Origin of the sequence: Anabaena sp. UHCC 0253 (genome assembly GCF_009712085.1) — a bacterium.
In the GTDB taxonomy this organism is placed as follows: Bacteria; Cyanobacteriota; Cyanobacteriia; order Cyanobacteriales; family Nostocaceae; genus Dolichospermum.
Genome location: NZ_VILD01000003.1, coordinates 368,867 through 382,571, shown reverse-complemented (window position 1 = coordinate 382,571; position 13,705 = coordinate 368,867). Strand labels below are relative to the sequence as shown.

The 13,705-nt window shown below is 37.5% G+C and carries 13 protein-coding genes and 2 pseudogenes; 9 read left to right on the top strand and 6 right to left on the bottom strand.

Annotated elements, in window-relative coordinates; translation table 11 throughout:
• Positions 1–73: 73 nt before the first annotated feature.
• On the top strand, positions 74–1,261 hold the full coding sequence (locus FJR38_RS10005; RefSeq protein ID WP_168498876.1) for a glycosyltransferase family 4 protein: 1,188 nt from the start codon (positions 74–76) through the stop codon (positions 1,259–1,261).
• Between the two features lie 165 nt (positions 1,262–1,426).
• Positions 1,427–2,474: pseudogene (locus FJR38_RS10000) on the top strand (cyanophycinase).
• A 107-nt stretch (positions 2,475–2,581) separates the two neighbouring features.
• On the opposite strand, the gene FJR38_RS09995 reads toward FJR38_RS10000, so the two are convergent.
• The 3 genes from FJR38_RS09995 to FJR38_RS09985 form a co-directional block, all read right to left on the bottom strand.
• Positions 2,582–2,785, bottom strand: coding sequence for a DUF29 family protein (locus FJR38_RS09995; RefSeq protein ID WP_371418185.1), 204 nt, complete (start codon positions 2,783–2,785; stop codon positions 2,582–2,584).
• A gap of 83 nt (positions 2,786–2,868) precedes the next feature.
• Positions 2,869–3,297, bottom strand: coding sequence for a hypothetical protein (locus FJR38_RS09990; protein ID WP_168536785.1), 429 nt, complete (start codon positions 3,295–3,297; stop codon positions 2,869–2,871).
• A 125-nt stretch (positions 3,298–3,422) separates the two neighbouring features.
• On the bottom strand, positions 3,423–4,229 hold the full coding sequence (locus FJR38_RS09985; RefSeq protein ID WP_168536783.1) for a DUF4351 domain-containing protein: 807 nt from the start codon (positions 4,227–4,229) through the stop codon (positions 3,423–3,425).
• 71 nt (positions 4,230–4,300) lie between these two features.
• Here FJR38_RS09985 and FJR38_RS09980 point away from each other — a divergent pair, with 71 nt between their 5' ends.
• Entirely contained in the window at positions 4,301–4,543 is a 243-nt protein-coding gene (locus FJR38_RS09980; protein WP_168498864.1) for a CopG family ribbon-helix-helix protein, read from the top strand.
• Positions 4,533–4,808, top strand: a complete 276-nt coding sequence (locus FJR38_RS09975; protein ID WP_168498862.1) for a type II toxin-antitoxin system RelE/ParE family toxin — start codon at positions 4,533–4,535, stop codon at positions 4,806–4,808. Before FJR38_RS09980 ends, FJR38_RS09975 begins: the two co-directional genes overlap by 11 nt.
• A gap of 109 nt (positions 4,809–4,917) precedes the next feature.
• On the opposite strand, the gene FJR38_RS09970 is transcribed toward FJR38_RS09975, so the two are convergent.
• Together FJR38_RS09970 and FJR38_RS09965 are read right to left on the bottom strand one after the other, a co-directional pair.
• Entirely contained in the window at positions 4,918–5,187 is a 270-nt protein-coding gene (locus FJR38_RS09970; RefSeq protein ID WP_168536781.1) for a DUF1049 domain-containing protein, read from the bottom strand.
• Positions 5,188–5,263: 76 nt separating this feature from the next.
• Positions 5,264–6,691 carry a phosphoglucomutase/phosphomannomutase family protein gene (locus FJR38_RS09965; RefSeq protein ID WP_168498858.1) on the bottom strand — a complete coding sequence of 476 codons (1,428 nt, stop codon included), beginning with the start codon at positions 6,689–6,691 and terminating at the stop codon, positions 5,264–5,266.
• A gap of 117 nt (positions 6,692–6,808) precedes the next feature.
• Here FJR38_RS09965 and FJR38_RS09960 point away from each other — a divergent pair, with 117 nt between their 5' ends.
• Both FJR38_RS09960 and FJR38_RS09955 read left to right on the top strand, forming a co-directional pair.
• Complete coding sequence (locus FJR38_RS09960) at positions 6,809–7,678, top strand: PD-(D/E)XK nuclease family protein (RefSeq protein ID WP_168498856.1); 870 nt, start codon at positions 6,809–6,811, stop codon at positions 7,676–7,678.
• A 90-nt stretch (positions 7,679–7,768) separates the two neighbouring features.
• A complete protein-coding gene (locus FJR38_RS09955) occupies positions 7,769–8,542 on the top strand; it encodes a Uma2 family endonuclease (RefSeq protein WP_168498855.1) in 774 nt (257 codons plus the stop codon).
• A 53-nt stretch (positions 8,543–8,595) separates the two neighbouring features.
• On the opposite strand, the gene FJR38_RS09950 is transcribed toward FJR38_RS09955, so the two are convergent.
• Positions 8,596–9,957: a hypothetical protein gene (locus FJR38_RS09950; protein WP_168498853.1), complete on the bottom strand. Its 1,362-nt coding sequence runs from the start codon at positions 9,955–9,957 to the stop codon at positions 8,596–8,598.
• A gap of 733 nt (positions 9,958–10,690) precedes the next feature.
• On the opposite strand from FJR38_RS09950, the gene FJR38_RS09945 reads away from it, so the two are divergent.
• The 3 genes and pseudogenes from FJR38_RS09945 (at position 10,691) to FJR38_RS09935 (ending at position 13,578) form a co-directional block, all read left to right on the top strand.
• Positions 10,691–10,975, top strand: coding sequence for an HU family DNA-binding protein (locus FJR38_RS09945; RefSeq protein ID WP_168498851.1), 285 nt, complete (start codon positions 10,691–10,693; stop codon positions 10,973–10,975).
• A 26-nt stretch (positions 10,976–11,001) separates the two neighbouring features.
• On the top strand, positions 11,002–12,075 hold the full coding sequence (gene cobD / locus FJR38_RS09940; protein ID WP_168498849.1) for a threonine-phosphate decarboxylase CobD: 1,074 nt from the start codon (positions 11,002–11,004) through the stop codon (positions 12,073–12,075).
• 49 nt (positions 12,076–12,124) lie between these two features.
• Positions 12,125–13,578 (top strand): annotated as a pseudogene (locus tag FJR38_RS09935) (NAD(P)/FAD-dependent oxidoreductase).
• The last annotated feature ends 127 nt before the right edge of the window (positions 13,579–13,705 follow it).

Below are 13,705 nucleotides of genomic sequence, written 5' to 3'. Positions count from 1 at the left end.
CCAATTGCCAAACTTACTGTTTGAGATAAATATAGTTCTTTAGCTTTTTGTAAATCATCGGGGAGTCAAGTCAATGAAGATATTAGTGCTGAGTTGGGAATTTCCACCGAGGATAGTTGGCGGAATTGCTCGTCACGTTGCTGAGTTGTACCCGGAACTCATAAAGCTAGGCCATGACATCCACCTGATTACCCCTGAATTTGGTCCAGCATCTTTGTATGAGGTGGTGGAAGGAATTCATATTCATCGAGTAGAAGTGGCTGCCAGTAACGATTTTTTTCACTGGGTAGTGAACTTAAATGAGAGCATGGGATCTCATGGTGGTAAGTTACTGATGGAGAAAGGACCATTTGATCTAATTCATGCTCATGATTGGTTAGTTGGGGATGCAGCGATCGCTCTCAAGCATATCTTTAAAATTCCCTTAATTGCCACAATTCACGCCACAGAACACGGACGCTACAACGGTATTCACAATCATACCCAACGCTATATTCACGATAAAGAATATGTACTAGCTCACAATGCTTGGCGGATAATTGTCTGCACCGAATATATGCGTCAGGAATTAGTGCGATCGCTATATATGCCTAGTGATAAAATTGACGTAATTTTTAATGGCATTCGCCCAGAAAAGAAAATACATCATGGGGATTTTCATGCTCAAGATTTTCGCCGTCAATTTGCCGCAGATTATGAAAAAATTGTTTATTACCTTGGTCGTATGACCCATGAAAAAGGTGTACCTGTATTACTTAATGCTGCTCCCAAGGTGCTTGAGGAAATGGATGGTAATGTTAAATTTGTGATCGTTGGTGGTGGTAATACTGACCATCTCAAACGTCAAGCTTGGGAATTAGGAATTTGGAACAAATGTTACTTTACTGGGTTCTTAGCTGATAACTACTTGGATAAATTTCAAACCATCGCTGACTGTGCTGTTTTCCCCAGTCTTTATGAACCCTTTGGTATTGTTGCTTTAGAAAGTTTTGCATCTCGTGTACCAGTCATAGTTTCTGATACTGGTGGTTTTCCCGAAGTAGTCCAACACTCAAAAACGGGAATTACCACTTGGGTAAATAATCCTGACTCTGTAGCTTGGGGAATTTTGGAAGTATTGAGAAACCCAGATTATTGTCAATGGTTGGTAGATAACGCTTATGCAGATTTAGAAAAAAGATTTAGCTGGCCCAAATTAGCTAAACAAACCGAGATGGTTTATGAAAGAGTAGTCAAAGAGCTATCACAAGTTTTATGGTGATAAAAAACCACAAAAAAATGAGATTTTCCCAGATTATCCATGAGAATTAAATATTACTCTGACTATTTGCCGTGAAAAAACAGTACAAACGGTGTACGCTGGGAATTTAGCCCTTGGAAATGCGACAGTTAGAAATGATTGCTGTTTGCTTAACAAGATTTTAATATGACAAAAGCATTCCCACATATATCCAGGCGGTTGCAGAATGCAAAACATAGCTTGTTGAGGATGGTAAACCGAATCATAGACCGTCTGACCAGAAATTTAAGGCGGTTCTTTCAGGACATCATCGCCGATATCCAGCCCCCCTCCTCTAAACCGGGTTATAAATTACCTCAACTAGCCGGACCTGTTCATAACTTAGGTGGTGGTGGACCTGATGTTGATGACGCTATCCAGTGGATGATTAATCAAGTCCGGGGAGGTAGCCTCAATGACAATAAAGTTAATGTTTTAGTGATTCGTGCGGCTGGTGACGATAATTATAATGAACTAATTTATCGCATGAAAGGTGTCAAATATGTAGAAACACTCATCATTCGTAACCGACAAGAAGCAAACAGGACAGACATTTTTGATAAAGTCAGAAATGCTGGCGTAATTTTCTTTGCTGGTGGTGATCAATGTGAATATATTCGCCACTGGAAAAATACTAAATTGGAAGTTGCAATTAAGTCGGTTTATGATAAAGGCGGCGCTATTGGTGGCACAAGTGCCGGGGCTATGATTCAAAGTGAATATGTTTATGATTCTTGCGCCTGTGAAGATAGCATTGAAACCAGCGCAGCCCTTGATGATCCTTACGGGAATATTACCTTTACCTATAACTTTTTCCAGTGGAAATATTTGCGCGGAACTATCATTGATACCCATTTTGATGAACGCAAAAGAATGGGGAGAATTATGGTTTTTATTGCTAGGCAAATTCAAGATGGTGTATCTCCAACTGCTTTAGGAATAGCAATTAGTGAAGAGACATCTTTACTAGTTGATAAATACGGTATTGCTAAAGTCATGGGCAAAGGTGCAGCGTATTTTATCTTAGGAGATCATCCCCCCGGAAATTTGTCAACAGGGAACTCCTCTCACATATCACGACTACAAAATTTGGAGAGTTCCCAGGGGTGACACCTTCGATTTAAATAAATTACCGTCACGAGGTTATTATCTCAGAAGTGTGAAGCGGGGAAGATTTGATTCCGATCCTTATTAATACAGGTGGTTCGTAGTGAGGGCTTCAGCCCTCAAATTGGGACTAAAGTCCTCACTACAAACTTTGGCTTTGTAATTATTAGTGTGTCATAATTTCTAGTGTATTTGCTATTGTGGCAACCAATTTTCATCTAAAATTAATTCCAAAGCATAAAGACATTCTTCTGGAAATACTGAAATTATCAATCCTGTTTGTTTAGCTGCTTGACGACGGGCTTTTGCATAGCTTTCTGTTAATTGTGCTTGAGGATAATTTTTCAGACTGGGACTATCTTTAATAGTTAATTCAAGTTGAGTACGTGCATCTGTGATAGAATCTAAGCATTCACAAGTATATTTGTACTATCTTAGAATAAGATGATATTCTCAATTTTTTAATAGGAGTAAATAGTATGTCAAATCATAATCGAATAATAATACATTTGCATAGCTTGATTATTTAAATGAGAGTTTCTTTGTAACAAAATGCCAGCAAAAAACCACTGCCAAGCATTTAACATCTGCATAAAACTAAATGTAAATGACCATTTTTTATATATAGCGATTTTTGCTTCATCATAAACTTTATTTTCTGCTTCTAAATTTTCTCCTAATAAATTTAATTCTTTTAATTGACTGGCTAATGTGTCATTATTCAGGTTGCAATACCCTTCTAGTTTATTAAATTCACTTAACATCTTTGTAAACTCAAAAGTAGTTTCTCTGTAGTCATTAGATGATCGATTATGATTTAGTGATTTGAGAATCTGTTTAGCAATTTCATCTTGTTTACTTTGAGAAAGTTGTTTTATTTGTTCAACGACTTGTTCAAGTAAAGTAGTCATAATTTTTTTACCGTTAATCATTGTTTATCGTACTATATAAGACAGCCAGGGAATAAATTCCCTGTATAAAAGCAAAAGTCGGTTTTAACCGACTCATAAAAAATCTCTTTGTGTGAGAAAAATAATCAATTTTGATTCGCCATCCAATTTACCAAATCATCAGGTTGTGAAAAATCTAAAAGTGCTTCCGAAAGTTCATCTAAGCTTTCACCAGATAACTCTTTAATTTGTGATTCCAATTTTGCTGAAACCTCACCAACACGACGTTTCAACAAGCGGAAAATAAGCTGTAACTTCCCACGGTTAATAATCTCTTGATAAATGACTGACTCTTCCATAGTTTCCTCCCGAAAATATTGTTTAATCAATTGTTTCTCAAACTTTAAACCAGCCAATAATTCCACACAAGCTGCTATAGTGTTTTGTTGTGCTTGTTCTTCTATTTTATCTATTTCCAAAGCAACTTGCTGAAGTAACTTATTTGGTTCATCTGTCTTGGCTAAAACTGCTAAAGGTAATAAAGCAGGAGATTTTAAAAGTGTTTCGCTGTCTTCTTCCCATACTCTAATTACTTGATATTGATATCGTGTATTTCCCACTATCAAACTATCAACAAAAACATCAGGTGAATTTGTCTCTTGTAGAAAAATTACTACCTGTTGTACAGGACATAAATATTTACGATAAATCCTCAACCAATAATCTAACATTCTCACTGGCATGGGAGTATCAGATTTTGGTGTAGTTTGAATTTCCAAATGCAAAATGCGGTTTAATTTCGGTAGTCGAAACAACGCATCAGCACGAATGGGATTAATAGGTAACTCGGTAGGTAGCACCTCAATTTCATTTATATCTTCAGCAATTAACCATTGCACAAAAGATAAAGGGTAAGTATCCGTGAGGTAACGGCAAATATTATCGTAAGCCAAAAGTTTTTAGTAAATATCTAACATTGTTATATTATATAATATCATGCAATACAAATGATTCTCACAAACCCATGAGTAAAGAAAACATTACATTTAGAATAGACAGCACCAAAAAAGCCGCCATTGACGCATTAGCAAAAGGCATAAACCGCGATAGAAGCTATATTCTCAACGAAGCAGTAAACGCTTATTTAGAAATGTACCAATGGCAAATTGAAGAAATCCAAAAGGGTATTGCAGAAGCGGATGCTGGAGATTTTGCTAGTGATGAAGAAGTAAAAGCTACATTTGCAAAACTTAACCATGCAGGTTAAATGGCTACGTCAGGCGCTGCGTAACTTAGAACAAGCGCATAATTACGTTTTCCAAGAAAATCCTACCTCAGCACAGGAATTAATAATCAAGATTCAAAATGCTGCCAGTCAATTACAAAATTATCCCTTTATGGGTAAATCTGGAAGAGTTGAAGGTACAAGAGAATTGATAATTTCTAACTCTCCGTATATTCTTATTTACCGAGTTAAGGAAGAATCTGTAGAAATCCTGCGAGTTTTGCATACATCAAAACGCTATCCATAATAACCAGAATAGCCTGGGAATAAATTCCCTGTCTAAAAGCAAAAGTCGGTTTTAACCGACTAACAAAAAAACTCATTTCCTCCTCTCTGCGCCTCTGCGTGAGAAAACTCTAAAAATCTTCATCATCAATAAAAAATTCTGCATCTTCATCTCCCCTAGATTGCGACTCTCCTAATCTCCAGAGAGGCTGCAAAACTGCTGCACTTAGCAAACCGACAGCCACACTAAAAGCTAACATTAATCCAAAGGGAATTTGTATTGATTGAAAACCCAAAAACCGTAAAGATATAGGAGTGGCATTTTGGACAGAAATTAGAGCGATCGCCACCATCCAAATAGCTATAATTATTGATATTAAAAAATTAACAAAATTTTTCATAACTTAAATATATAAATTTCTCACAAAGTGTAGAGACGTTCCATAAAACATCTCTACATCGGATTGAGCTAAAAAACTAAGCTAACTTAGCAATTTCACCTTCCATGAATTTAGCAATCTGGCTAAGTTTTTCTGGTGAGTTAGTTTCCATGTACACCCTCACCAACGGTTCTGTCCCAGAAGGACGCAGCAACACCCAGCTACCCTCTTCTAAATACAGTTTAATACCATCTTTCCTTCCCACCTCTTTCACCTTGATTCCTGCCACTGCTGAAGGCGGATTTTGGGTATAAGAATCAATCACGGCCACTTTGTGAGATTCAGTCAAGTGTAAATCCAAGCGATCGTTATACAAAGGACCATCAGCTTCGGCTATAGCTTCCTGTACCAACTGACTCAAAGGCTTACCTTCATAAGCGATCGCCTCAGCCACTAGCATATCTGCTAAAACCCCGTCTTTTTCAGGAATATGCCCAATGATACTTAAACCACCGGATTCTTCCCCACCAATCAAAACAGCGGTTTCCCGCATTTTCTCACCAATGTATTTAAAACCTACCGCAGTTTCATAAATTTGCAGCCCATACTTAGCAGCAAAATTATCTAACAAATGCGTAGTTGCCACAGTGCGAACAATTGCCCCAGTTTTACCCTTGTTTTTAATCAAATGTCGTGCTAGAACTAACAGCACTGTATTTGGAGTGAGGACATTACCTTGTTCATCAACAATCCCAAAGCGATCGCTATCACCATCGGTAGCCAAACCCAAATCAGCTTTATCAGCCTTTACCGCTGCCACCAACTCAACTAACTGTTCCCCTTTGGGTTCGGGCATACCACCCCCAAACAGCACATCTCGCCAATCGTGGAAACTTTCTAACTGACAGCCACAGTGTTGCAAGACTTCATCTAAATAGCCACGCGAGGTAGAATAAAGGGCATCGTACTTCACCTTTAAATTCGCACTTTTAATTTTTTCCACATCCAGTAAGGTGTAGATAAAATGCAAATAATCGGGCTTCGGATCAAAAGTAGAAATTGAACCAGATGGATTACTTCCAGGTAACTCATCCGATGCTGTTTCTATATTGGCCACAATAGTATCAGTAATTTCTGGAGTCGCAGGACCGGCATAATCAGGGATATATTTAATCCCACAATAAGGTGCAGGATTATGACTAGCTGTAAACATCAAAGCCCCCGCCGAATTAAGGTGACGGGCATTGTAGGCAATTACTGGAGTGGGACAATCCCGATCAGTAATTTTCACATTCCACCCTAAATCCGCCAGAACCGCGGCAGATGTGCGGGCGAACTCGTCAGCCAAAAACCTGGTATCGTAGGCGATTAAAACTGGTCTGTCCTTACTATAGGCAGTTTCCAGATAACTAGCTATTGCTCTGGTAACTTTCCGCACATTGGGGAAAGTAAAATCATCAGCAATAATTCCGCGCCAACCATCAGTCCCAAACTTAATCTTACCGGAATTGTTAGGGTTGCTCATATTGCCAATCTCTCTCGTAAATTATTATTACTATTAGGAAGCATCCCGCCAAGCCGCTGAATTAGCCACTGCGGGTACAAGTATCCCCAAGGTCATTTCTCTCACTCTACCTGAGCAATGTCAACCCCCGATAGACCCTTTGTTAGTTACCACCTTTGGTCTTTATTTGCCCCCACCAGGGGACAAGAACGTTGGCATTGTCAAATGAGAAGGGGATTTATTAAAGCCCGGCAACGAGAACCACAAGTTAAAGCTTTATTGGCAACAGCTACTCCACCCCAGCGGATTGGGATTCTTGCCCAAAAAGGTGTATATGAATTTCATCGTCATCTTCATTGGTTAACTCAGGTTGACGGTGTGGAAAAAGTTGCCCGGTTATTGGGATTAAGTCAGACTCATGAAACTGTTAAATATCGGGTCATGCAAATTTTAAGAAAATATCAAAATGCCCCTTTATTATTAGGTAAGCGGATTTTGGAGTTAACTTCAGGTGATGAAGGTTTTCCTAAACCTATCGTCATTGAAAAAAAAGATTATTGTTTTCGTTTATATGCAGCTATGGACTGTATATTTATTGAGTCTGATAGCACTTTACATATTTTAGATTTTAAAACTGGTAGATCGGCTTTTGATCACAGACAAGCATTTGTTTATTTACTGGCAGCCCGTTATCTTTATCCTGGTAAAACCGCAGTTGCCTCTTTTTATAATTTGGAAGTTGGCAAAAAATCGGAATTAATTACTATTAGTAATAGTGAATTTAAATCTTTAGAATCTGAGTTAGCAAAGATTGCCCATCAACATCAACAAGATTTGCAACAATATGAGGCTAAAAATAGCAACTTCAGTCAAATATTTCCCCCAAATCCCGGAAATCATTGCCGTTTTTGTGCTTTTAGTTCTATCTGTGAATTCGCTGATTTAAAACAACCAAAATCTTGTTCTATGCCTATTACAAAATCTCACTCTTCTCCCACATCTTCTTAAGATACCGGACTTCTCGAAAAAACTCCGGTATCTATCTCATATTTTTACAAAAATGATAAAATCAACAGAAGTCAACCAGAGGTAATCTAAATGGCAACCCAACTTAGTGAAACCAAATCATCAACAGAACTGGTAATCTCTTGGGAAGCTTTACCCGATGATTTTCAGTTAGAGGATGAACCAGTGGAAAATACAGGACAGCCTATTTTGGCTGGGGCATTACGGGAAAGTTTAGAAATTGCAGGTTTTATTCAACCACAAATGCTGATAGCTTCCAATTTCGGTCTTTGTGCCACAATTAATGAGCAATTTATCGCTAAAGCCCCAGATTGGTTATATATTCCTTCTGTGAAAGAGATTTTACCCCAAAGAAGAAGCTATACACCAATTCTCGAAGGTGATATCCCTGCGGTGGTAATGGAGTTTTTATCTCATACTGACGGGGGAGAATATTCTTTCAAGCGTACCTATCCACCAGGAAAATGGTTTTTTTACGAGCAAATTTTACAAGTTCCTGTTTATGTTATTTTTGATCCTGACGGTGGTTTATTAGAATTTTATCAACTGGAAAATGGCCGTTATGAATTAAAACAACCGGATGAAAATGGCCGTCATTGGATTGAATCAATGGGCTTATTTTTAGGAACTTGGCAAGGAACAAAAGAAGGTAGAACAGGCTATTGGTTAAGATGGTGGAATCAATCTGGTAATTTGTTACTTTGGGCTGTAGAACAGATTTCTGAAGAACGCCAACGGGCTGAAAAAGAACATCAAAGGGCTGAACAAGAACGTCAGGAAAAAGAACGGTTGATGGCCTATTTGCGATCGCAAGGGATTGATCCAACTAACTTAGAAAATAGATAATTTACATATGCCAATGGTGCGGGCATCTTAAGCCCGTCCTCAATACTTTATTTTTAGCAAAATTTCTTAAAGAAGGATAAATCAATGTTACCAAAATGTATACTAAAAGCAATATTTAATTGTTCCAAAGTTCCCACTAACCAGCCAATACTGCTGGTAGTTACTGTCTCATAGTGATTAAATAAAATTGAAAGTTTTCTTTCTAAATATGGTTTGACTTTATGGCAAATTAAGACAATTTTTAATAATAAACCCATTGTTGGTACTGTTCCTTGATTACTAATTAAATCTAAGAAAACAAAGTGTTGTGGTGATGATGGGTTATTGACAACTAAAAAGTTTAATAAATTACTGCAAGTTCTGACTAATAATAAATCATTAAGTTTTTGCTCATCTGCATGAGGCAAAATATTTTGTATATGGTTATATAGTTTCTGATTAAATTGTTTTTTTCCGTAGGAGTTATCTACAGAAGAGATAAGATATTCATATAAATCCCCTTTAAATTGGCGGAAATTCCGGCTTTGTCCACCATAGTTAATGAATTTTTGGGCTGACTCATGATATGTGTCCCCATGGTCAATTTTGCCAACAAAATGTTTTAAGGTGGTATATAGTTCACTATCGGTTAATAATGTAGGATTATTTACAGGGCGCAAAATCCGATTTGCTTCAGTAGGTGAAGTGTTTTTCAACATATGAATGCGACGGACTTTATAAGTTACATATTGTGATAAATCAATTTCAAACTTTTTTTGTACTTGTGACTGAAAATGTCGAACTGTTTCCTGTTGTTCAAAAGTAGAGTCTTCACTAATTAAACAATGTTCATATAAATAAGGATAACGACGGATTAATGTCATTAGCGGCTGATTATTTTGCTTCTGTGCTACCGCAGGAGATTGATTTACTACTTGAGTAAAACGTTGTAAAATTAAATATTGTTCGCTACTAACAAATAGCTTGACTAATTCACGAAGACGATTCAGTTCACGGGAACGTAGGTTATTGACTCTATAAGTAGCAGGTATAGCATTAAATAAACTGATTAAATCGGCAATTGCACTGTGCAATTGGGGTTTCATGTGCCAACGGTTGATGAGAATATGGCAACACCGATTGAGGAAAAACTTAAATTCTTCAGATGCGGTTTTCGAGCCAGTAATTTTGTCTAAAACGGCAATAATTTCTGGTTCAGGATAATTAGCTCTTTCAATAAATAGCGCCCGGAATCTATTTACCATTTGATCGGGAGATTCTTTCTGCACTAAGTGGAGAAAGTGTTGGTATATTAACTGTTCTTCGTGATAACAGCCGTGAGAATTATGGGCATAATCTAATCTACCGCCGATTATTGTCGTCGAAGGCGCTTGTGGCACTGTTTTCTCTGGGTCATAACCAATCCAATTACTCACTTTTCATTACCTGTAACCTGGTATCAATGTGTTTTTGTATATTCTTCAGGTTGGTCAACCGTAAAAACCCGATGTTTAGGAATATCTGATATTTATGATCTAGATCGTTGATCTATCTCTGTAGATATTTTACCATATCTCTGGGAAGTTACGGAGTTTCAGTAGTAAAGGGGAAATAAACTTTTACTACCACAATAGTAATTTTTTGATAAAGATAAATCGGTGATGACAGTCACTGATCAATGGTAATCATTGAGATTTGCTGTAAAATTGCTGCAAATGGTAGGTACATACTGAGAAGTTTTTAAACCTAATTTCTACTGAATTGCTGAGAGGGAAAAACCAAAACCGGTTTCGGCCAATATTGGGCTATGCGAATAGGGAAGAATTTGGTAGGCTGGGTGGGAAGTTGATCCACGTACTGACTTTAATCACCCAGTGCTTGGATTTGCTACCCAGTATTTCTGCTTAAAATAGTGTATTTTGATTACAATAAAGAGGTAAAAAAGATAAAAAATCCTGAAATCTATATAAATTAATAGTTTCATCTATCCACTTCGGGCTACAACGCCTTAGAATGATTCATTGAAAAGTCGAGTCAATGAGATTTACGGCGGTTTTGAGTGTAAATACTCTCAAGGAACGATTTTCGTATTTCTACAAACAGAGATTTACGTAAAGATGCTTCCATGGTGCATCTTTAAATAAATCTAGTAAACTTTAGGAGTTTGATATGAACAAAGGCGAATTAGTTGATGCAGTGGCTGAAAAGGCTAATGTTACCAAGAAACAGGCTGATCAAGTGTTGAGTGCTGCCATAGAAACCATTGTTGAGGCAGTTTCTTCCGGTGACAAGGTAACTTTGGTGGGATTTGGTTCTTTTGAATCACGGGAACGCAAAGCCCGTGAAGGCCGTAACCCCAAAACGAACGAAAAAATGGAAATTCCAGCGACTAGAGTTCCTGCTTTCTCGGCTGGGAAACTATTTAGAGAAAGAGTAGCACCCCCAAAAGAGTAAGTTCTGTTATAGGGAGACTTTTTTTGATGCCACAACAAGCACACGGGGGAAACTTGGCTTGGGCAGCAGCGCTGGCTGGCTGTTCCCCTGATGCTATTGTGGATTTTTCTGCTAGTATTAGCCCGTTGGGACCACCAAACAGCGTTATTGCTGCGATTTTATCCCAATTGGGTAGTCTGAGAAATTATCCTGACCCAGAGTATAGTGAATTGAGACTAGCTTTGGGTAACTTCCATCAAATACCTTCTGAATGGATTTTGCCGGGTAATGGTTCAGCCGAATTATTAACTTTGGCGGGTAGAGAATTAGGACAATTAGCGGCAACAGTTTTATTGACTCCGGCCTTTGGCGACTATTACCGCACTCTTGCGGCTAATAACGCTAAGGTGCTGGAGTTTCCTGTAGATTTGGGAGGAGGGAATGAGGATATTTGTCTGTTTCCAAGTTTCCATTTTCAGACTTCAGAATGTGGGTTACTACTGAATAATCCCCATAACCCAACGGGTAGGTTATTTGCACGGGAATCTGTTTTACCGTATTTAGAGAAGTTTGCTTTGGTGGTGGTAGATGAGGCGTTTATGGATTTTTTGCCACCTGATGAGGAAGAAAGCCTGATTTCGTTGGTGCAGGAATATGAGAATTTAGTGATTTTACGATCGCTCACTAAATTTTATAGTTTGCCAGGGCTAAGATTAGGATATGCGATCGCTCATCCCCACCGTCTAGCTACATGGAAATTATGGCGAGATCCCTGGCCTGTAAATACTTTAGCTGCTGGTGCAGCGATCGCCGCCCTCCAAGATACAGAATTTCAAAACCGCACTTGGAAATGGCTACCAGCCGCCAGAAATCAACTATATCAAGGTTTATCCTCAATTTCTGGATTACGCCCCCTTAAAGGCGCTGTTAACTACTTATTGATAGAATCGTCACAGTCTACATCCCAGTTACAACAAAACTTACTTCAGCAACACCAAATTTTAATTCGTGATTGTTTAAGCTTTAAAGAATTAGGCGATCGCTATTTCCGCGTCGCAATCCGTACAGAGTCCGATAACCAGCGTCTGTTAACAGCCATTATTAAAACAATTAAAAATTAAGAATTAAGAATTAAAAATTAAAAAACGGCCACTTCATCCCAACTGACCAATGACTAATGTTGACTATGATATCGTTATAATTGGTGGCAGTATTGCCGGATACCAAGCTGCTTTAACTGCTACTCAGCTAGGCGCTAAAGTTGCCTTAATTGTCGGTGCGGATTCTGCTCATCCCTACAATTTGCATCCTCAATATGTACTCAGCGAAATTAGTAAAATTACACAGCAATCTCGTAATTTAGTAAATCTAGAAATTCAGGAAAAAAATATTAATTTAAACACAGCATCTCCCAACTGGAAAAATGGATTAGTTTATGCAGATGCTGTTTCCAAAAATATTACTCAAATCAATTCTTTTGGCAATTTAGTTGCCCAAGGAGTTGATATTATTGTTGGTAATGGTCAATTTCAGTCTTCTCGCAAATTAAGTTTTACAATTAATAATCGTCGGTTATATAGTCGCACCTACTTACTCGCTAATGGTTCTCGTCCCTTAATTCCTAATATTAACGGATTAGAGACTATCGAATATCTAACTATAGCTAATATTTGGGAATATTTAGAAAGAACAGCATTACCTAAAAATTGGGTAATTCTTGGTGGTATTCCTCAAAGTATAGAAATTGCTCAAATTTTAGCTAAGTTTGGTTGTCATGTTACTTTAATTATTAAATACTCCAATATTCTTCCTAATCTTGATTCCGAAATATCTAATTAATAATAGCACAATTAGAAGTTGATGGTGTGCGTGTTTTCACACAAACAACAATTACACAGGTAAGATATATAGAAAATAAAAAATGGGTTCAAGCAGGAAATAAAGCCATTGAAACTGATGAAATTTTGATTGCTACTGGACAACAGCCAAATTTAGAATACCTAAATTTACCAGCAGTAGGAGTAAAATGGTATCAACAGCGATTAGTAGTCAATGAAAAATTACAAACTACAAATCATCGTATTTACGCCTGTGGTGATGTCATAGGCGGTTATGATTTAATAAATCTGAGTAACTATGAAGCTAATATTGCTATCAAAAATGCCCTATTTTTCCCCAGACTGAAAGTTAATTATGAATGTGTTCCCTGGGGAATATATTTTCAGCCAATGGTAGCACAAGTTGGCTTGACAGAACAACAAGCAAAACTTCAATATCCTCTAAAGCAAATTTTAAGTTTCAAACAATATTTTAAAATAGCTACCGCTTCCCAAATTCACAGCGAAATTACAGGTATTTGTAAACTAGTAGTTTTAGAAAATGGGAAAATTTTAGGATGTTCTATCTTAGGAATAGAAGCAGCAGAATTAATTAATTTAATTGCTTTAGCAATATCGCAAAATATTAAGATTCAGAATTTAGCTAAATTATCGCCTATTTATCCCAGCTTTTCCGAAATTTTAATTCAAACTGCGCGAGAATGGAATAAAAACAGAATTCAGAAAAATCATACTTTACAAGAATTTTTAGCCAGTTTATTCAATGTTCTTCGTGATTGGAATTGATAAGGAAAAGGTACAGCAGGAGGAAGAAGGAAGAAAATGACCCAGTACCCAGTACCCAGTACCCAGTACCCAGTACCCAATCACCAATCACCAATCACCAATCACCAATTCCCAATTCCCAATTATC

What these genes read in the sequence shown, in the direction of transcription:
- FJR38_RS09965 (WP_168498858.1), bottom strand. Translation starts at nt 6,691, where the DNA reads ATGAGCAACCCTAACAATTCCGGTAAGATTAAGTTTGGGACTGATGGT.
- FJR38_RS09945 (WP_168498851.1), top strand. Translation starts at nt 10,691, where the DNA reads ATGAACAAAGGCGAATTAGTTGATGCAGTGGCTGAAAAGGCTAATGTT.
- FJR38_RS09980 (WP_168498864.1), top strand. Translation starts at nt 4,301, where the DNA reads ATGAGTAAAGAAAACATTACATTTAGAATAGACAGCACCAAAAAAGCC.
- FJR38_RS09975 (WP_168498862.1), top strand. Translation starts at nt 4,533, where the DNA reads ATGCAGGTTAAATGGCTACGTCAGGCGCTGCGTAACTTAGAACAAGCG.
- cobD (WP_168498849.1), top strand. Translation starts at nt 11,002, where the DNA reads ATGCCACAACAAGCACACGGGGGAAACTTGGCTTGGGCAGCAGCGCTG.
- FJR38_RS09955 (WP_168498855.1), top strand. Translation starts at nt 7,769, where the DNA reads ATGGCAACCCAACTTAGTGAAACCAAATCATCAACAGAACTGGTAATC.
- FJR38_RS09960 (WP_168498856.1), top strand. Translation starts at nt 6,809, where the DNA reads ATGTCAACCCCCGATAGACCCTTTGTTAGTTACCACCTTTGGTCTTTA.
- FJR38_RS09990 (WP_168536785.1), bottom strand. Translation starts at nt 3,297, where the DNA reads ATGACTACTTTACTTGAACAAGTCGTTGAACAAATAAAACAACTTTCT.
- FJR38_RS10005 (WP_168498876.1), top strand. Translation starts at nt 74, where the DNA reads ATGAAGATATTAGTGCTGAGTTGGGAATTTCCACCGAGGATAGTTGGC.
- FJR38_RS09970 (WP_168536781.1), bottom strand. Translation starts at nt 5,187, where the DNA reads ATGAAAAATTTTGTTAATTTTTTAATATCAATAATTATAGCTATTTGG.